The organism is Bacillus sp. S14(2024), assembly GCF_050473785.1.
Classification (GTDB): domain Bacteria; phylum Bacillota; class Bacilli; order Bacillales; family Bacillaceae_G; genus Bacillus_A; species Bacillus_A yunxiaonensis.
This window is the reverse complement of the sequence record NZ_JBFLUP010000006.1, coordinates 3,937,549-3,954,810: the sequence shown is the minus strand read 5'-3', so window position 1 is coordinate 3,954,810 and position 17,262 is coordinate 3,937,549. Positions and strand designations below refer to the sequence as shown.

The window sequence follows — 17,262 nt, the reverse complement described above, 5'->3', positions numbered from 1 at the left end:
ATGATTTCAATTCAACATTTACAAAAAAGTTTCGGTGATAATACTGTCCTAAAGCATATTGATATGGAAGTAGAAAAAGGTGAAGTTGTTGTTATTATTGGACCTTCTGGTTCTGGTAAGACAACATTCCTTCGTTGTCTAAACGTATTAGAAACCCCTAATAGCGGTGTAATTCGTATCGGTGATGAAACACTCGATTTTTCGAAAAAGGTGACGAAGCAGGGTATTGTAGAGCTGCGCACGCAAACAGGTATGGTGTTTCAGCATCACAATTTATTCCCGCATTTTACAGCACGTGAAAATGTGATGGAAGGCCTTGTAACCGTTAAGAAAGTTTCAAAAGAGAAGGCAAAAGAAAAAGCGGAGTATTTTCTGAGAAAAGTTGGACTCGGTGATAAGATGGATTTATATCCATTTCAGCTTTCAGGTGGACAACAGCAGCGCGTAGGGATTGCACGCGCGCTTGCGATGGAGCCACAAGTGATTTTATTTGATGAACCGACATCAGCGCTCGATCCTGAACTTGTGCAAGAAGTACTAAAAGTAATGAGAGAACTTGCGCAGGAAGGAATGACGATGGTAATTGTCACGCATGAGATGCGTTTTGCTCATCAAATTGCGAATCGTGTTATTTTTATGGATGGTGGTGTGATTGTGGAACAAGGCACACCAGAAGAAGTGTTAGTACATCCGAAAGAAGAACGGACAAAGAGATTTTTACAAATGCTGCAGTAGAAAATAGAAAGGTCTCAAGCGATGCTTGAGACCTTTTTGCCATATCTATTTATTTTTGAAATCCGCCAAGGCTTTGTTCAGCCATTGCTACTAAACGCTTTGTAATTTCTCCACCTACTGAACCATTTGCACGAGCTGTTGCATCAGCACCTAATGTTACTCCAAATTCAGTTGCAATCTCGTATTTCATTTGGTCGATTGCAGCAGTTGCACCAGGTACTACTAATTGATTAGAACTTTGGTTTGTCATAGGAAATGTCCTCCTTAGTGTGAGTTTTGGTTGGATTAGCTGGAGTTGAACCAGAATCGCCCCATTTGGCGCTAATCCATCGTGTGGAGTGATTGTAATCATAGTATGGATGATACGTAGAAAGATATGCGGAATGTTAGTTTGTAAAATTTGTAAAATTAAATAATGCCAAAAATTACAAATGTCCTGTTTGCATAGAAATAATTCGCTTTTACATACTATGAATACACCAATACAAGGAGGTGATATAACATGGCTAGAAACAATAGTCTTGCAGTTCCTGGTGCACAAGCTGCTTTAGATCAAATGAAGTATGAAATCGCAACTGAGTTTGGCGTACAACTTGGACCAGATTCAACTGCACGCGCAAACGGATCTGTTGGCGGTGAAATTACAAAACGCCTTGTGTCTTATGCAGAGCAACATTTAGGTGGTTTCCAAAAATAAATCAAAATGGCTATAGGGGACGGGAATACCGTCCCTTTTTTGGAGGAATCAAAATGGCGATATGTCCGCTTTGTAATGCATTAGAATATAAAGCTTATACTTGTCCTACTTGTACGAGTATACTCCAAGATTATGGAAAAACAGTCGATTATATTGGTCCATATAGTGCTTATATGGAGCAAGAACTTTTAGAAAAAGTCGATGGATTATCCGCGCATGATTCGCAGCAATATTGCCTTCATCTTTTATATTGTCCTACATGTGAAAAGCAAACAGAAGTAACTGTACAGCTTATATGAAAATCCGTCTCAGTAAGAAGTTGAGACGGATTTTTTGTAATACAGAAAGTTTCTATAACCTATTTCATCTTCATCTTACAGTTCCTGTTTCTCTTTGAAGGAAAGTAATGATTGATAATAACGAAGAGGTGCTGTGTATATTTTTTCAGCAGCATCGATATTATGCCGAATAAAGGCTGTATAAGTAGGTTTTGCATCTATGTGGTATAACCAAACGGCACCACTTGCATCTATTACAATAGAGAGCTCTAATTCAAAAAGATGAGAAAAAGTATTTTCTAAAACTCGAGGCGTTTCTTTCGTAATAGTGTGTAGACCATCCTGTAAGAATGCAAAGTCAATTTTTGATAGGTGATGTTGCCAATTTTTAAATGCAGTAAACTTCGTTTGCTCTGTAAGGGGAAATAAGAAAGAGTAAGGTGCGTTGTCTATTTGAATGACTTTTTCTAGTTCTTCCCATGTACCTGCTTTATTTTTTTGTAAAATAGAGCGAATATGAACAGGAGATGTGGAGTGAGGTAATATAGGCTGTACTGTATAATCACCTGTTTGAAGTAACGATTGTAACCAAGGTAAAAATGTATCTTTTGTTGGGAATTTTTTTGTTGGAAAGCGATTTCGTTCTAATGCAGTAACATGAAATGTGCGATTTCGATAAAAAATGTGGTACATATTTTGCTTTGAAAGTGAATGCAATGGCTTTATAATCACATCTTTTTTTGTTTGTAATAGCTGTAACGTTGTTGTTTTACTTGCTTGTTTTATTGCAGGTATATACGGTACGAGTTGGTTGTTTTTTGTAAGAATTTCATACATATTTGCATCATTTGGAAGCTCATCATTTAAAAATATTGATTCTGGGCGGCTTTGAAGCCAATGTATGATAGGGAGTGCCTTTTTAACATTTTTTTCATCTTTGTATGAGCATCGATTGTATATACGAGATGGAATCATGAATTGCTGCTCTATCCAATCCTGTTTTTCGGTATCAAAGAGAAGTCCGTTAACAAGCTCTGTTTGCGGGTCGATGCTAAAGGGAGTAAACTGTACAACGACAATATGATAGGAGCGTGCACGTTTTGCAATTTCTGTGTAGTATTCTCGCTCGTGATGAAAACGCGATGTTAATATTCCGAGAACCATAAAAAAACCTCCTTTTATATGGCAAAAAACATGTGTTTAATTGAGTAATATTCAAAGAAATGTGTCTTATACCAACTGCATCGAATATAATGAGCAGTATTTTTTATAGTGGGCTAGTTGGAGCATTGTAGAGCAGTTATAATGAAGGGGATGTATATATGAATTACAATGTCATAAAGTGAATTTACTTCACATATCATACATAGTCTGATATCGTAAGAAGAGTATGTAAGGACTGAAAAACATATAAACAGTGTGATATTATATCACATTGCAAGGAGGATATATAAGATGGCAAAAAACATGCATGATGCTGCTTATGAATTACAAAAAGCAATTACAGAAAATCCAGATTTTCAAGCATTAAAAGTAAGCTATGCAGAAGTACAAGCAGATGCAGAGGCGAAACAATTATTTGATCGTTTCCGTATGATGCAAATGGAACTTCAGCAAAAAATGATGCAAGGTGAGCAATTAACAGACGAAGATAATCAAAAGGCGCAAGAAGTTGTAGCATTCGTACAGCAAAATGTAAAAATCACAAACTTAATGCAAGCAGAGCAACGTCTAAATGTCTTAATTGGTGATTTAAATAAAATCATCATGAAGCCGCTTGAAGACTTATATAACACATACATGTAATCATAAGAAAAAGGCACTTTCTCGTAAGCGAGGAAGTGCCTTTTTCATTTCGAAACAAACGGATGACCTTGAAAGTAAAAACGCCACGGATAGTGCACTGCTTCTTCTGCGTAATCAATATTAATGCGGGGACCGGCAGTAATGTTGTATGTTTGAGAAAGGTGATGGTCTTCGGTAACCCGTTCAACATATAACTCATCACTCGTAAGCAGCAATCCTTTTTGCTCTAACGTAATTCCCATTGCTTTGCATAACTTGCCAGGTCCATTTGTTAAGTTTTTGAACTGCGATTTTGTAATATCTGTTTTCCCGTATCTTGCTTGCTTCATATCTTCTATACCTTCTACGGGCTCTAATGCTCGAATTAACACTCCTTGCGGTATACCTTCTGGTGCCGTAATAACATTAAAGCAGTGATACATGCCATAAATAAGATATACATAAGCATGACCAGGAGTACTAAACATAATGTCTGTTCGTTCTGTGCGGCGGCCGCCATAGCTATGTGCGGCTTTATCATCAGGCCCTTTATATGCTTCTACCTCTACAATGATTCCGCCTCGCTTTACTCCGTTAACAACGTGAACGAGTTTATGTCCAAGCAATCGCTTTGCAACGTCTAATGTATCGCCTTCATACCAAGAAAGTGGCCATTTCATTTAGCAAATTCCTTTCGTAAGACTTTAAATGAGTAAAGCAGCATCCTTTTGTATGGATGCTGCTTTTAATAAATCAATCATGTAATTCTTGCAGTATACCATGAATGAGAGAAATAAGGTCTTGCTTTGTTTGTTCATCTGTGACTGTAGCATCCTTATTAAATTTAGTTCCGACAGATGAAATGAGAACGGATCCATTTTGAACAATAGTAACATCCAACATACCGAGTGTAAGTAGTAAAGATTCATGTGCCTTGTCTCCGCCGGTAATTGATGGAGAAGCTGTTATAACAGCCACTGGTTTTTTGTAAAGTTCAGCTGATGAGACAAGCCATTCTAATGCATTTTTCAAAACTCCTGGTACACTTTTTGCGTACTCTGGTGTACAGATAATGAGTGCATGCGCTTCAGCTAGCGTCTTTCGAAAATCTTCAACAACAGTTGGTGCCTGAATGCGATCAATATCTGGATTAAAATGAGGAAGTTCTTGTATTCCGTTATAAATATTATAATCAATATTTTCGGGAATAAACGCTGCTAAAGTTTTTAATACATTGGTGTTGGAGGAACCTTTTCGAATACTTCCAGAAATAGCTATTATCTTTTTGCAGTTACCCATATCATCACCTCTACAAACAGAATACTCCCTTAACTAGAAAGAAATCAAAAATATTGAACGATTTTATCGTAAACGTATTATCTGGATTCTAACTCGTTCTAATTAACAGCATCGTCTCATAAGTTAATAATAGAAAAGTGCAGCTAAGAAGAGGAGGTACTTCATCATGATTTATCGTTTATTAGCTCTTAATATAGATGGAACACTCTTACTTCCAAATGGGAAATTACAAAAAGGAACGCGTGAAGCGATTGAATTTGTAAAGAGAAAAGGTGTATATGTTACGCTGTTTACGAACCGAAATTTTCAATCCGCTCATAAAATAGCAAAATCATTAAAATTAAATTCTATATTAGTGACGCATAGCGGTGCATTTATTTCATCTTCATTAGATAAACCGTTAATTCAAAAACGATTATCAGAAGAAGTGACATTTAATATTGTGCAGGTACTCGAGCATTTTGAATGTAACATTCGCATTTCTCATGAAAGATTTTCGATTGGAAATCGGCATCAACATACGCCAAATTTAATTGCGCGGACAGTCTTATCAACTTCTGATCCGCTATTTTACCCGGTTCAATTTGTAGATTCACTCGGTGATACACTTCGTGACCAGCCGGTAGCTGCACCGAAAATTGATGTTACATTTGCGAGTCAAAGTGAAAAGCAGCGTGCGCTCACAACCTTAAAAAAATCATTTGAAAATGTCCATTTGGTAGAATGCGGGAAAGAACAAATTGAAATATTACCGCTTCATGTCTCGAAATTACGTGGATTGCAATTATTGGGTGAGCATCTTGACATTGAATTAAAGGAAATGGTAGCAATTGGAGATAGTTTGGAAGATTTAGACGTTATCGAAAGCGTTGGATTAGGAGTGGCAATGGGGAATGCTCCGGTTGCTTTAAAGAAAGCAGCCGATTGGATTACGCGTTCAAATCATGATAATGGTGTGCAATATATGATTAAAGAACATTTTCGAAAGCAGTTTCCAATTAAGTTCTTGAACAATCATATACAAATGAAGAAATGGTAAGTAAAAACCTCAGGTAAATGCCTGAGGTTTTTTAGGCTGATGGTAAAATTTCATCAAAAACTTAGGATATTTGCTTCTAAAAATTAGAAGCCTCATCCCCAATAGTTCTTTGTTGACCTACTATCAGCCTTCAAGTAAACTAAAGGAAGCTTGAAAATAGAAAAGGTGATGATTGTTGTTAATTTCAATTAAAACGTTACAAGATGATCGTTTTTTACGTCCGCTGCAAAATATTAGCGGCTTATTTTTTGAAGAAAGTACGGTAGCATTTGAAAAAGAAAATGCAAATATCATTGTTGATATAAATATAGAAGGAAATGTAACAGCTTCTGCACGTTTAACAGAAGTTGAGACAGGAAACGTGTATGAAGAGACGTTTTCTAAAGATTTATCGTCCTTTACGGAAGAAAAGGAACGTATGAAGCAAGTGAAGCACGTTGTCTCTTATGTATATCTGTCTGTTCTTCAGCAGTTAACAGGTGTGGAGCAAAAATGGGGGATTTTAACGGGTGTGCGCCCAACGAAGCTTCTTCATAAAATGTTACAAAGCGGTATGACAAAAGAGGCAGCGCATGACGAACTTCGTGAAAGTTATTTAATTCATGATGAGAAAATTGAGCTTATGCAACGTATTGTGGATTGCCAACTCGCTGTTGTGCCAGATCTATATCGTTTAAAAGAAGAAGTAAGTATTTATATTGGAATTCCGTTTTGTCCAACAAAATGTGCATACTGTACATTCCCGGCTTATGCGATTAATGGACGCCAAGGATCTGTCGATTCATTCTTAGGCGGCTTACATTATGAAGTTCGTGAAATCGGAAAGTTTTTAAAAGAAAAAGGCGTGAAAGTAACGACAATTTACTATGGCGGCGGTACGCCAACAAGTATTACAGCAGAAGAAATGGACATGCTGTATGAAGAAATGTATGAGTCGTTCCCAGATGTGAAACAAGTTCGTGAAGTAACAGTAGAAGCAGGACGTCCAGATACAATTACACCAGAGAAGTTAGAGGTGCTAAATAAATGGAATATCGACCGAATTAGTATTAATCCGCAGTCGTACCATCAAGAAACACTAAAAGCAATTGGACGTCACCATACAGTAGAAGAAACAATTGAAAAATACCATCTTGCTCGCGAAATGGGTATGAACAATATTAATATGGATCTAATTATCGGTCTTCCAGGTGAAGGAATAGACATCTTTAAGCATACATTAGATGAAACAGAAAAGCTTATGCCAGAATCGTTAACGGTGCATACATTATCCTTTAAGCGTGCTTCTGAAATGACGCAAAATAAGCGCAAATATAAAGTGGCAGGCCGTGAAGAGATTACAGCAATGATGCATGAAGCAGAAGAGTGGACGAAAGAGCATAATTACGTACCGTATTATTTATATCGTCAAAAGAATATTTTAGGTAACTTGGAGAACGTTGGTTATGCAATGCCAAGTCAAGAAAGCATTTATAACATTGTGATTATGGAAGAAGTGCAGTCTATTATCGGTCTTGGCTGCGGTGCATCAAGTAAATTTGTTCATCCAAAGACAGGTGCTATTACGCACTTTGCCAACCCGAAAGATCCAAAATCATATAATGATGGCTATATAAAGTATACAGAAGATAAACTTAAAATTTTACAAGAGTTATTCGGATAAGAAGCTGCCAGTTTGGCGGTTTCTTTTTTTATGTAAAACGCTGTCGAGAATGATCAGAAAAAGGAAGTAAAAATTAGCAGGAGATGTCTAAATGTGAACGAAATCATAAAATTATGAAAACTTTAAAGGGGGAAAATGCGACATGTATATGACGATTGGCAGAATTTTTGATCTAGCTGTGCAAAAATATCCACAAAAAGAAGCGTTAGTAGAAGCTGCAAAGAACATTCGCTGGACATATAAACAGTGGGATAATATGGTGAATAAAACTGCACACGCACTACTTGCAGAAGGGGTAAGAAAAGGGGACCGCGTTTCCGTTTACTTATATAATTCACATGAATTTGTAACAGTTTACTTAGCTTGTACAAAGATTGGCGCAATCTTTAATCCGATCAATTTCCGTTTAAAAGCAAAAGAAGTTTCCTACATATTGCAAGATGCTTCCTCTAAAGTTGTTGTGTTTGAAAAAGAAGTTGAATCAACAATTTCTATGATTGAACGTGATTTTCCGCATACTTCATTTTGGTACATTGAAGATGATGTGCCGTCTTATGCTGCTTCTTATCATGAAAAAGTAAATGAAGCGAAGGCAGAACCAATTGACATTGAAGTTGACGAAATGGACTATTGTTCTATGCTATATACGAGCGGTACGACTGGGAATCCAAAAGGCGTGCTGCATCGCCATCGGGACATGGCTGAGCATAGTATGATTTGTACGTATTATATAAAATATACACGTGATAGCGTCGGATTAAGTGTAGCACCGCTATATCACTGCGGTGAATTAAACGCTGGTTTTCTGCCGCGCATTCAAGTTGGCGGGAAAAACGTTATTTTACACCATTTTGATACGAAAACAGTGTTAGAAACAATTCAAGAAGAAAAAATTACAACGTTCTTTGCAGCACCGACAATGTGGAACATGCTGCTGCAAGAAGATGTAACAAAATACGATTTAACTTCAATGAAGATAGGGGTTTACGGCGGAGCGGCCATGGCGCCGGCGCTTGTGAAAGAATGTAAAGAACGTCTTTATATCGATCTTGTGCAAATTTACGGGATGACAGAATTTGGACCTGTTGTTGCATTTCTTGTAGAAGAAGATCAACTTACAAAAGCAGGATCAGCGGGGACACCTTGCTTTAGTCATGAAGTGCGCATCGTGAGGTCAAATGAAGATGAACCATCAGAACCAGACGATGTCCTTCAGCCTTACGAAGTTGGAGAAATCATTTTACGCGGACCAACTATGATGGCTAGATACCATAACCGCGAAGAAGCAACTAAAAAAGTAATGTATAAAGGCTGGTATCACTCCGGTGATCTTGGCTATTTTGATAAAGATGGTTATTTATACGTGGCAGATCGTGTTGACGATATGGTCATTAGCGGGGGTGTGAACGTTTATCCGCGTGAAATTGAAGACTTCTTGCACAGCCATGATGGTATTTTAGATGTTGCTGTACTCGGCGAACCAGATGAATTATGGGGAGAACGTGTAGTAGCGGTAGTTGTGAAGAAAGACGAGTCATTAACAGCTGAGGAGTTAGATCGTTATTGTAAGGAAAGTGATGAATTAGCCGATTATAAACGCCCTCGTCATTACGTATTTGCGAACGAACTTCCGCGTAATGCGAGCGGAAAATTGCAGAAGTTTGTACTGCGTGAATCTTTGAAGGAAGCGAAGAAATCGTAGTATAAAATGAAAGCACAGTTTCATTTTGAAACTGTGCTTTTCCTGTTGAGTTTGTTATAATAAACACATAATTTGGAAAATGTGAATATTCTTACTTTGTGGTAATATTTACGTTTTGTGTTGTCTACAATTGAATTTGAATTGTTATTTCATTTATAGGAGGAATTTTTTTATGTCTATGTTTAAAAGATTGCGCGATTTAACGATGTCAAATGTATATGCATTAATTGAAAAAGCTGAAGATCCAGTTAAGATGACAGATCAATATTTACGTGATATGCAAGAAGATGTAGAGGAAGCGGAGAAGAGTGTAGCTGCTCAAATTGCACTTGAGAAAAAGTTTAAATTATTATATGAAGAACAATCTGCACTCGTAACGAAGCGTGAGGAACAAGCACATATGGCTGTACAAGCAAATAATATTGATCTTGCGCGCCGTGCTTTAGAGGAAAAGAAAACTGCAGAACAAAAAATGAATGAGTATAAAACGAGTTATGAACAAAATAAGCTGGCAGCTGATAATCTTCGTGCAAAATTAGAAGAGATGCGTAAGCAATTGACGGAGTTAAAGAACAAACGTGAAACACTTGTTGCAAGGGTGAACGCAGCGAAGGCGCAAAAGAATATTAATAAGGCGATGTCTGGATTTGATTCCAATACAGCAAAAGCAGGTTTAAGCCGTATGGAGGAAAAAGCTCTTCAACTGGAAGCGGAAGCAGAAGCAAGCGGTGAAATATACAAAAAAGAAAAGTCGTTAGATGAAGAGTTTGCGAATATGAATAAAGATAAGCAGGTAGAAGATGAGTTAGCTCGTATTATGAAGCAGTACGAGAAATAATTGAACGAGAAGACACTATAGAAAATGTATGTGAAGAACCGGCATGTCGTCAAGAGTAGATGATGTCGGTTCTCTATTTTTACTTAAAAGGGGTAAGGGAGGATTTGTAATGACATGGATGAATATTGCGGCAATGTTCGTATGGACGCTCTCAAGTGCTATTCTTTTATTTGTGCTCATGTGGATAGATTCGATCTTTACTAAATATAAAGATTTAGCCGAGATAAAAAAAGGAAATGTTGCTGTAACGACCCGCTTTATTATGAAGTTTTTTGCACAAGGATATATTTTGTCACAGTCAATCATAAAATCAAACGATTTATGGCAAGCGTTATTGGCCTCTGTTGTTTCTTTTGTTATTTTATTTATTTTAGAAATGTTTGTAGAACTCATTTTGAAGAAGGTAGCCGGCTTAGATTTGGAGGAGGGGACTGTGCAAGGAAAAGTTGCTCATGCGCTTGTAGCAGGTTCATTGCATATCGTTGGTGCTCTCATTTTAGCGGCGTGTCTATAATAAGAAGCGGAGGGATAGCTTTTGAGTTTATTTAAACGTATTAAAAATATATTGAAAAGTCCTGAACCTGTTAAGCCTGAGAAAAGCGTGTTGTCTTTAGAGCCTGGGGATATTCTTGAGGTATCTTTGGTCACTTATGAAATTATAGGAAAAACTCGTATGCATGAACGAAACGAGATTTTCTTAACATTGCAGGACGGAAATACGATTCGTTATTTAAAGGTTGAAAATCGCGAAAAAGTTTATTATGAACTATATGCGCCAATTGATGGACGATTAGATTCCTTCAATGAAATCCCTACGACAATTGAAATGGATGATTTAGAATATTATCTAGAGGAACAATACTCTTGCAGGGCATCTGTTACAGGGCGAACACCGTTTGCAATATCAGGTGAACAGCATATTTGGGAGTTTCAGTCTGATAATCGGAAATTACTTAGAATTGAATGGCAAGAAGGGCGTACAATGATGTACGAAGGGGAAACAACTCTTCCTGCAGATGTGCAAATTATACGAGCGACGTAAGGGGGTGCAATCATGTTAAAACGATTGTTTATCATGATGAAAGCATCTATAGGATTTACCATTGCAGCTTCTATTATATTCGTAATCGCTCTTTTCGCTTTGTCGGGTTGCGATAATGATAACAAGGTTAAAGATCTTTATCCGTTAGAATCCGTTGTAAAAGACGGAAAGCAAGAATCATATGTATATAGGGCCGCCAATGAATCAGTCCCCGCCATAGCCAAAAAGCTAGCCGACCAAAAAAAGCCGGAGCAAATATCTAAAGAAGATGAAAATCAAATGTTTCTCGTGTATCCTGATGAGTTGTATAACATTCAGAAGGATAAGGAGAAACCATCCGATACATTAATTGAAGTAAGTAATAAGGAGTTTGTTCGTCAAAATTATCAACCATCTTTTTTAGAAGGTTACATTGTAGGAAGTATAGTCAGCAATTTATTTGATTCTCATAAATCGTATTACGGTGATTACCGCGGGTATACAAGCCGGAAAACGTACAAACCGATAATTGATTACCGTCCGCCTACTGCTCAAGAGAAAAAAACGCTGCCGCCACTAACAAAACAAGGCACTGGCTCTATCATTAAGAGAAGTGACAAAGTAAATAATTCTGGTACATCTGTCGGAAATGAAGATGGTGTTACGAAAAAGGAAAATCAAACCGTTCCGCCGTCTGAACAGAATAAAGGGAAAATTATCAAATCACCCGATAATTCAAGTGGTTCAGATGTTAAACCGAAGTCATCTAATATAAGTCCTCCAAAGAATAACTCTCCCCCGAAAACAAGGGTTGGAGGTTCTGGGACAATTACGAAGAGACGGTAAAGTGAAGTTTTACTCCTTGTGAGTGCAGGATAAAAAAACACACACCCATGAGCATGGCGTTGTGTGTTTTTTTGTAATACGCACTCATGATAGAATGGTGAAAGTGCTAGCATATGTGAATTGCAAATAGGAAAGGAATTTTGCATGAGAATTAATAAATTCATTAGTGAAACGGGTTACTATTCAAGAAGAGAAACGAATCGCCTGATTGAGGCAAAGCGAATTACTGTTAATGGAGAGATTTGTGAACCAGGTCAAGAGGTAGAGCCTGGTGACATTGTGCTTGTTGATGGGAAGCCGATTCCAACTAAGACACACCATATTTATATAGCTTTAAACAAACCTGTAGGTATTACTTGTACAGCAGCGAAGCATATAGAAGGAAATATTATCGATTTTGTTAATTATCCAGAGCGTATTTTTCCGATTGGCCGCTTAGATAAAGCGTCGCAAGGATTAATTTTAATGACAAATGACGGTGATATCGTAAATAAAATGATGCGCTCTGAGTATGGCCATGAGAAAGAGTATATTGTAACGGTGGATAAGCCATTTGACGATGCTTTCTTAGAAGGAATGGCCGGTGGTGTAACGATTCGTGATGGAAAAACAGATCCGTGTAAAATATATCGTATAAGTGATTGCGTATTTCGGATTATTTTGACACAAGGAATGAACCGTCAAATTCGCCGTATGTGCCGAGCATTCGGATATACAGTTACTAGGTTAGAACGCATTCGGATTATGAATATTACAGTAGATGGTCTTGAAACGGGAGAGTGGCGTGACCTTACTGAGGAAGAGCTGAGTGAGCTCCTTGCATTATTGGGTTAAAAAGATAATAAGAAAAACGCTCTTTCTACTTGGAAAGAGCGTTTCTCTTATTTGCGTGTAAATCCTTCTTCATCCAGGTACTGTGCCGCTTCTTTGTAAGAGTTAAATGTACCATCCAACAGCGTTCCAGCATAAACGTTCCACATATCTTCATCTTCTTGTATGAGAGTTAGTATATGTTTGTCTTCGTTGATCCACTCTTCCTCTTGGAAATCTTCAGTAAGTGTGATTTCTTCTACTGGTTCTTGTGAAAGGGCATGAAGTGATTTTTCAAGTAATGAGCGAAGTTCTTCCGCGGAAAAATCACGGATATTTACCATGCCTTTATCGTTCGTCTTGTAGCCTTTTAAATGTCCTGCGTATACGAAGCCATTTCCATTTGGATGTAAATGATACACAACGTTCTTTTTATCTAGGCGGCTTTCTTCATAATGAAAGTTAATGCGCCCTAGGGATACGTTTTTTCTTTCTAGCCCTGGAAAAGATTCAATAATCGTTAATTTTTCTTCAAAAGTTAGCATAGGACCCTCCATGATTGTAATAAATGTAATGGTTCATTATACCACGAAAGAATATAAATAGAGAAAGTTACTGAATTTGTTGATTTGTACACTTATTAGAAACGCTTCCATCAATTGGTTTTGATAAGCGAAGAAAGGTAAATTTACTAGGTTTTTAAACTAATATATTTACATTTTAGACTAGCAATATGTTAACATATTGTTTATACGCATTGAATGCGTTATGAGTTATTGTAAGAAAATGCTTCAAGCTGGAGGGAAAATTTTGATGTATAAACAGTTACCACATGGTGTCAAAATGGGAATTACGCGATCAATTGTTACTTCTTTTGAAGATTACATGAAGAAGATTGAATGGCGTGAAGAGAAATTTGACATGCAGCACTTCCTTGAACAATGGAAAGATTACATATATACACAATCGACATGGATTCATAAAGTGGATGATAAGGTAAAGGAACATGCAGATTTTCACCAAGCGTTAGCAACAAAAGTGAATGAGAAAATCGCTGAATTGGTTAACGAAGACCCGACAGAAGAGCAGGTGCACATTTTGAAGGAACATGGCGTGCAACATATAGACTCATTCTGTAAATTGGAAGCGCAATATCGTATTGATCATTTAATCGTGAAATAGTTGCCGCTACGTAGCGTATAATGAAAAGTCGTACCCCGTATAAATGGGGGTACGACTTTTTTGGTTAGTATCTAAAAATCTGATTATTGTGGTACAAAAGCTTTCCATGTTGATAAATCAATATCTTCTTTTTTTACTAAAGAAGCGGGGAAGATGAATGTCCATGGTTTTGTTGTATTTGCTTTCACTTCAAAATTTGTTAACGTAAACGAACCTTGTGCAACTACGTCTCCGGATGCATCGGCAATGTGAAGAGGAAGCTGTTCTAATTGAATACTTCGGTTATATCCACTACGTATTAGAATGGTTGTATGTAAATCACCGTTTTCTTGTTTGTGTGCTTGTAATCCTAAGAAGTTAATTTCACCTTCTGTAGGAGGTGTTAAATTCGCAACAAATTCACGTAGTTGCATTTTACTTTCTTCTGGTAGTTCTGTTTCCCATGTAGGATCTAAATCTAATTGATGCTTGTCTTTTATTTCAAATGCTAATTGCCAATCTTCATTGGATAAAGGGGCATGAGTCGTTGTTTCTTTATCGAAAGTAAATATCCAAGGCATATTCACATTTGTAGGAATGTCACCTAATTCCGACAAATCAAAGGTTTTACGTGCACACACTTGCTCATCTTTATTTAATAATAGTAGAGTTGTAGCCCCAAAGTTAATTGATTTTGGAATGCTGCTACGAATAAAGGCAGCAACGTGATAAGAGTCATCTTGGGTTTTAACTTCAATACCTGCTAATGAAATTTGGTTTTCTTGTAAGCTAGGTAACTCCTTGTGTAAAAATTGATAAATATATTTTTGTTCTTGTCCAACTTCCCCCCAAGAAGGATGGAAATATAGGACTGGTTTAATAGGTTTATTAGGAGTAGATGCTTCTTCTTGTCCGAATAATTGAGCGGACGAAACAGCCGTATCTTTTCCTGTTTTCTTTGCTTTTTTTAAGAATGATAGCATGAAATTCACCTCATTATACGTTTTGCGGGACCGCTAGATGTCTTGCGATATATAAGCACATTTCTTTTTCGAATTTACTGTACGTATATAAGAAAATGTCGAGCGCTTCTTTTTGATAAATGCGTGCTGGGTCTTCTTGTTGATATTGACGTAAGCCAATTCCTTCTTTTAAATTATGCATCGCTTCTAAATGCTGCACCCAGTTTTGATCAATGTAATGCAGGCCCATTTGACGCGTTGCTTGCTGCACTTCTAAGCGATTTTCTAATTCACGTACCTTTTCGGTATAACTTGCGATTGTATCTTGCAGTGCTGCTTGTAATTCTTCAATAGAGTTTACGTCACCTGCTGACAAAGGCGGCAATGCTTCTGATGGGAAAATGGCTTGTAGTTCTTCTGTTAAGGAAGTGAAATCCCATTCTTCCGGAAGCATTCCTTCTAGGAAATATTTCTGTGCCGTATGTTCCACAGTATGCTCAATCATCGGAATAACAAGTGAAATCATATTTGTTTCTTCATTTAAAAATGTATCACGTAATTTGTAAATGACATTACGCTGGTCGTTAATGACATCATCAAGTTTTAAGTTATATTCACGGATTGAAAAATAACTTCCTTCGCAAATTAACTGTGTACGAGTAACGAAATCATGAATTTTTGGCGTAAGGATGAGTCCTTTTTCATCCGACTTTAATGATTTTCTTAGCTTTTCCACTTCTTCTTCTGCAAAGCGGTGGAACATTTCATCCTCGATTGAAATGAAAAATTGTGAACTGCCAGGATCTCCTTGACGACCAGCACGTCCTTTTAGCTGATTATCAACGCGGCGAGATTCATGGCGCTCTGTTCCGATTACGTGTAAGCCGCCCAGTTCATGTACACCTTCACCTAATAAAATATCAGTACCACGGCCGGCCATATTTGTCGCAATCGTGATTTGTCCTTTTTGCCCAGCTTTTGCAATCAGTTCTGATTCTTGTTCTACGCTTTTTGCGTTAAGAAGTTGATACGATAGCCCTGCTTCATCTAAATATTTCGCAGCTGTTTCCGATTGTAAAATAGATGCTGTTCCAATTAAAATGGGTTGTCCTGTTTTATGGCGCTTCAAGACTTCTTCACGAACTGCCTTATATTTATCATCAATTGTCATAAAGACAAGATCGTTCATGTCGTCGCGCAGTACAGGGCGGTTTGTCGGAATTGGAATGACTTCCATCCCGTAGACGCTATTAAATTCTTTCTCTTCTGTTTTTCCTGTTCCGGTCATTCCTGATACAGTAGGATACATGCGGAAGAAGTTTTGAATTGTAATCGATGCTTGTGTTTGGTTCTCGTCTGTTACTTCAAGACCTTCTTTTGCTTCAATTGCTTGATGTAAGCCATCGCTTAAAGAGCGTCCTTCCATAACGCGGCCTGTGAAAATATCGACAAGTAAAATTTCACCATCGTGTACGATATAGTCGACATCGCGGTGGAACGTAACATTTGCACGTAATGCTTGAATCATATAATGATAGAGTGTTTGATGCTCAAGGTCGTATAAGTTATCGATATCAAACATATCTTCAATTTTTGTTATGCCATCTTCTGTAAAACTAGAAGACTTTGTTTCTGGATCGTATGTATAATGAACGTCTTTTTCAAACGATTTAATCACTTTTGCACATAAATAATGAAGTTGTGAACTTCCTGATTTCTTACCAGCAATAATAAGAGGTGTTTTCGCTTCATCAATTAAGACGCTGTCAATTTCATCGATGATGGCAAAGTGATACGGGCGTTGCACTTTATCAGCGATAGACGCTGCCGTGTTATCACGAAGATAATCGAATCCAAACTCTGTTCCGATTCCGTATGTAATATGAGCTTCGTATGCGTGTTTCTTTTCATGTGGTTCCATCAGCGGGATATTTAAACCGACTGTTAAACCGAGAAACTCATGTACTTGACCAATTAATTCTTTATCGCGTTTTGCTAAATAATCATTTACTGTAATAACATGTACACCTTTACCTTCTAATGCGCGTACGTATGTTGGCAAGGAAGCAACAAGAGTTTTTCCTTCCCCTGTAGGCATCTCTGCGATATTACCTTCTAGTAACACAAGCCCGCCAATTAACTGTACGTCATAATGGCGCAGTCCTAATACACGCTTTGCTGCTTCTCGAACAACAGCGAACGCTTCTACTTTCACATCATGAATGGTTTTTCCATTTTGAATCATCTCTTGAAAAATAGCTGTCTTTTGACGCAATTCTTCGTCAGATAATGCTTCCATTTGGTGTTCTAATCTATTCATTTCATCAACAAGTTGCTCATATTTTTTCAACTTGCGTTTTTGTTGATCTCCTAAAATCTTTTTAAACGATTTCAGCATGCTTTTCTACACTCCTCTTACTGACAAT

At 37.4% G+C, this 17,262-nt stretch carries 20 protein-coding genes; 13 read left to right on the top strand and 7 right to left on the bottom strand.

Annotated features, from left to right (window positions below; all coding sequences use genetic code 11):
* Complete coding sequence (locus AB1279_RS20015) at window positions 1–735, top strand: amino acid ABC transporter ATP-binding protein (RefSeq protein ID WP_429760618.1); 735 nt, start codon at window positions 1–3, stop codon at window positions 733–735.
* A 49-nt stretch (window positions 736–784) separates the two neighbouring features.
* On the opposite strand, the gene AB1279_RS20010 is transcribed toward AB1279_RS20015, so the two are convergent.
* A complete protein-coding gene (locus AB1279_RS20010; protein ID WP_377885095.1) occupies window positions 785–985 on the bottom strand; it encodes a small, acid-soluble spore protein, alpha/beta type in 201 nt (66 codons plus the stop codon).
* A gap of 252 nt (window positions 986–1,237) precedes the next feature.
* Between AB1279_RS20010 and AB1279_RS20005 the strand changes: the two genes are divergently transcribed.
* Window positions 1,238–1,432 carry an alpha/beta-type small acid-soluble spore protein gene (locus tag AB1279_RS20005; RefSeq protein ID WP_230575247.1) on the top strand — a complete coding sequence of 65 codons (195 nt, stop codon included), beginning with the start codon at window positions 1,238–1,240 and terminating at the stop codon, window positions 1,430–1,432.
* Window positions 1,433–1,485: 53 nt separating this feature from the next.
* The gene (locus AB1279_RS20000) at window positions 1,486–1,731 is read left to right on the top strand and encodes a hypothetical protein (protein WP_336483360.1); all 246 of its coding nucleotides are present in this window, start codon (window positions 1,486–1,488) and stop codon (window positions 1,729–1,731) included.
* A 75-nt stretch (window positions 1,732–1,806) separates the two neighbouring features.
* On the opposite strand, the gene AB1279_RS19995 is transcribed toward AB1279_RS20000, so the two are convergent.
* A complete protein-coding gene (locus AB1279_RS19995) occupies window positions 1,807–2,874 on the bottom strand; it encodes a YheC/YheD family protein (RefSeq protein ID WP_429760616.1) in 1,068 nt (355 codons plus the stop codon).
* Between the two features lie 291 nt (window positions 2,875–3,165).
* Here AB1279_RS19995 and AB1279_RS19990 point away from each other — a divergent pair, with 291 nt between their 5' ends.
* Window positions 3,166–3,516: a YlbF family regulator gene (locus AB1279_RS19990; protein WP_429751995.1), complete on the top strand. Its 351-nt coding sequence runs from the start codon at window positions 3,166–3,168 to the stop codon at window positions 3,514–3,516.
* Between the two features lie 44 nt (window positions 3,517–3,560).
* Here the strand turns inward: AB1279_RS19990 and AB1279_RS19985 are convergent, their stop codons facing one another.
* Together AB1279_RS19985 and AB1279_RS19980 are read right to left on the bottom strand one after the other, a co-directional pair.
* The gene (locus AB1279_RS19985; protein ID WP_429760615.1) at window positions 3,561–4,175 is read right to left on the bottom strand and encodes a DNA-3-methyladenine glycosylase; all 615 of its coding nucleotides are present in this window, start codon (window positions 4,173–4,175) and stop codon (window positions 3,561–3,563) included.
* A 73-nt stretch (window positions 4,176–4,248) separates the two neighbouring features.
* Window positions 4,249–4,794, bottom strand: a complete 546-nt coding sequence (locus tag AB1279_RS19980) for an NADPH-dependent FMN reductase (protein ID WP_429760614.1) — start codon at window positions 4,792–4,794, stop codon at window positions 4,249–4,251.
* Window positions 4,795–4,960: 166 nt separating this feature from the next.
* Here AB1279_RS19980 and AB1279_RS19975 point away from each other — a divergent pair, with 166 nt between their 5' ends.
* From AB1279_RS19975 to AB1279_RS19940, 8 genes are all read left to right on the top strand, one after another.
* Entirely contained in the window at window positions 4,961–5,833 is an 873-nt protein-coding gene (locus tag AB1279_RS19975) for a Cof-type HAD-IIB family hydrolase (protein ID WP_429760612.1), read from the top strand.
* 172 nt (window positions 5,834–6,005) lie between these two features.
* A complete protein-coding gene (locus AB1279_RS19970) occupies window positions 6,006–7,496 on the top strand; it encodes a coproporphyrinogen III oxidase (RefSeq protein ID WP_429760611.1) in 1,491 nt (496 codons plus the stop codon).
* A gap of 142 nt (window positions 7,497–7,638) precedes the next feature.
* Complete coding sequence (locus AB1279_RS19965; protein WP_429760609.1) at window positions 7,639–9,198, top strand: fatty acid--CoA ligase; 1,560 nt, start codon at window positions 7,639–7,641, stop codon at window positions 9,196–9,198.
* Window positions 9,199–9,370: 172 nt separating this feature from the next.
* Complete coding sequence (locus AB1279_RS19960; RefSeq protein WP_429751983.1) at window positions 9,371–10,036, top strand: PspA/IM30 family protein; 666 nt, start codon at window positions 9,371–9,373, stop codon at window positions 10,034–10,036.
* 109 nt (window positions 10,037–10,145) lie between these two features.
* On the top strand, window positions 10,146–10,550 hold the full coding sequence (locus tag AB1279_RS19955; protein ID WP_429760607.1) for a DUF350 domain-containing protein: 405 nt from the start codon (window positions 10,146–10,148) through the stop codon (window positions 10,548–10,550).
* 21 nt (window positions 10,551–10,571) lie between these two features.
* On the top strand, window positions 10,572–11,078 hold the full coding sequence (locus tag AB1279_RS19950; protein WP_429751980.1) for a DUF4178 domain-containing protein: 507 nt from the start codon (window positions 10,572–10,574) through the stop codon (window positions 11,076–11,078).
* A 12-nt stretch (window positions 11,079–11,090) separates the two neighbouring features.
* Entirely contained in the window at window positions 11,091–11,903 is an 813-nt protein-coding gene (locus AB1279_RS19945; protein ID WP_429760605.1) for a DUF4247 domain-containing protein, read from the top strand.
* 144 nt (window positions 11,904–12,047) lie between these two features.
* The gene (locus tag AB1279_RS19940) at window positions 12,048–12,737 is read left to right on the top strand and encodes a pseudouridine synthase (protein WP_429760603.1); all 690 of its coding nucleotides are present in this window, start codon (window positions 12,048–12,050) and stop codon (window positions 12,735–12,737) included.
* A gap of 47 nt (window positions 12,738–12,784) precedes the next feature.
* Here the strand turns inward: AB1279_RS19940 and AB1279_RS19935 are convergent, their stop codons facing one another.
* Window positions 12,785–13,258 carry a hypothetical protein gene (locus tag AB1279_RS19935; RefSeq protein ID WP_429760602.1) on the bottom strand — a complete coding sequence of 158 codons (474 nt, stop codon included), beginning with the start codon at window positions 13,256–13,258 and terminating at the stop codon, window positions 12,785–12,787.
* Window positions 13,259–13,526: 268 nt separating this feature from the next.
* Between AB1279_RS19935 and AB1279_RS19930 the strand changes: the two genes are divergently transcribed.
* Complete coding sequence (locus AB1279_RS19930) at window positions 13,527–13,895, top strand: hypothetical protein (RefSeq protein ID WP_429751973.1); 369 nt, start codon at window positions 13,527–13,529, stop codon at window positions 13,893–13,895.
* A gap of 83 nt (window positions 13,896–13,978) precedes the next feature.
* Here AB1279_RS19930 and AB1279_RS19925 read toward each other — a convergent pair whose 3' ends face one another.
* Together AB1279_RS19925 and secA2 are read right to left on the bottom strand one after the other, a co-directional pair.
* Window positions 13,979–14,857: an accessory Sec system S-layer assembly protein gene (locus AB1279_RS19925; RefSeq protein WP_429760601.1), complete on the bottom strand. Its 879-nt coding sequence runs from the start codon at window positions 14,855–14,857 to the stop codon at window positions 13,979–13,981.
* A 13-nt stretch (window positions 14,858–14,870) separates the two neighbouring features.
* Complete coding sequence (secA2, locus tag AB1279_RS19920) at window positions 14,871–17,234, bottom strand: accessory Sec system translocase SecA2 (protein WP_429760600.1); 2,364 nt, start codon at window positions 17,232–17,234, stop codon at window positions 14,871–14,873.
* Between the last annotated feature and the right edge of the window lie 28 nt (window positions 17,235–17,262).

Bases quoted from the DNA above. Each gene is read 5' to 3' on its own strand.
- AB1279_RS20015 (WP_429760618.1), top strand. From the start codon at position 1: ATGATTTCAATTCAACATTTACAAAAAAGTTTCGGTGATAATACTGTC.
- AB1279_RS20010 (WP_377885095.1), bottom strand. From the start codon at position 985: ATGACAAACCAAAGTTCTAATCAATTAGTAGTACCTGGTGCAACTGCT.
- AB1279_RS20005 (WP_230575247.1), top strand. From the start codon at position 1,238: ATGGCTAGAAACAATAGTCTTGCAGTTCCTGGTGCACAAGCTGCTTTA.
- AB1279_RS20000 (WP_336483360.1), top strand. From the start codon at position 1,486: ATGGCGATATGTCCGCTTTGTAATGCATTAGAATATAAAGCTTATACT.
- AB1279_RS19995 (WP_429760616.1), bottom strand. From the start codon at position 2,874: ATGGTTCTCGGAATATTAACATCGCGTTTTCATCACGAGCGAGAATAC.
- AB1279_RS19990 (WP_429751995.1), top strand. From the start codon at position 3,166: ATGGCAAAAAACATGCATGATGCTGCTTATGAATTACAAAAAGCAATT.
- AB1279_RS19985 (WP_429760615.1), bottom strand. From the start codon at position 4,175: ATGAAATGGCCACTTTCTTGGTATGAAGGCGATACATTAGACGTTGCA.
- AB1279_RS19980 (WP_429760614.1), bottom strand. From the start codon at position 4,794: ATGGGTAACTGCAAAAAGATAATAGCTATTTCTGGAAGTATTCGAAAA.
- AB1279_RS19975 (WP_429760612.1), top strand. From the start codon at position 4,961: ATGATTTATCGTTTATTAGCTCTTAATATAGATGGAACACTCTTACTT.
- AB1279_RS19965 (WP_429760609.1), top strand. From the start codon at position 7,639: ATGTATATGACGATTGGCAGAATTTTTGATCTAGCTGTGCAAAAATAT.
- AB1279_RS19960 (WP_429751983.1), top strand. From the start codon at position 9,371: ATGTCTATGTTTAAAAGATTGCGCGATTTAACGATGTCAAATGTATAT.
- AB1279_RS19955 (WP_429760607.1), top strand. From the start codon at position 10,146: ATGACATGGATGAATATTGCGGCAATGTTCGTATGGACGCTCTCAAGT.
- AB1279_RS19945 (WP_429760605.1), top strand. From the start codon at position 11,091: ATGTTAAAACGATTGTTTATCATGATGAAAGCATCTATAGGATTTACC.
- AB1279_RS19940 (WP_429760603.1), top strand. From the start codon at position 12,048: ATGAGAATTAATAAATTCATTAGTGAAACGGGTTACTATTCAAGAAGA.
- AB1279_RS19935 (WP_429760602.1), bottom strand. From the start codon at position 13,258: ATGCTAACTTTTGAAGAAAAATTAACGATTATTGAATCTTTTCCAGGG.
- AB1279_RS19930 (WP_429751973.1), top strand. From the start codon at position 13,527: ATGTATAAACAGTTACCACATGGTGTCAAAATGGGAATTACGCGATCA.
- AB1279_RS19925 (WP_429760601.1), bottom strand. From the start codon at position 14,857: ATGCTATCATTCTTAAAAAAAGCAAAGAAAACAGGAAAAGATACGGCT.
- secA2 (WP_429760600.1), bottom strand. From the start codon at position 17,234: ATGCTGAAATCGTTTAAAAAGATTTTAGGAGATCAACAAAAACGCAAG.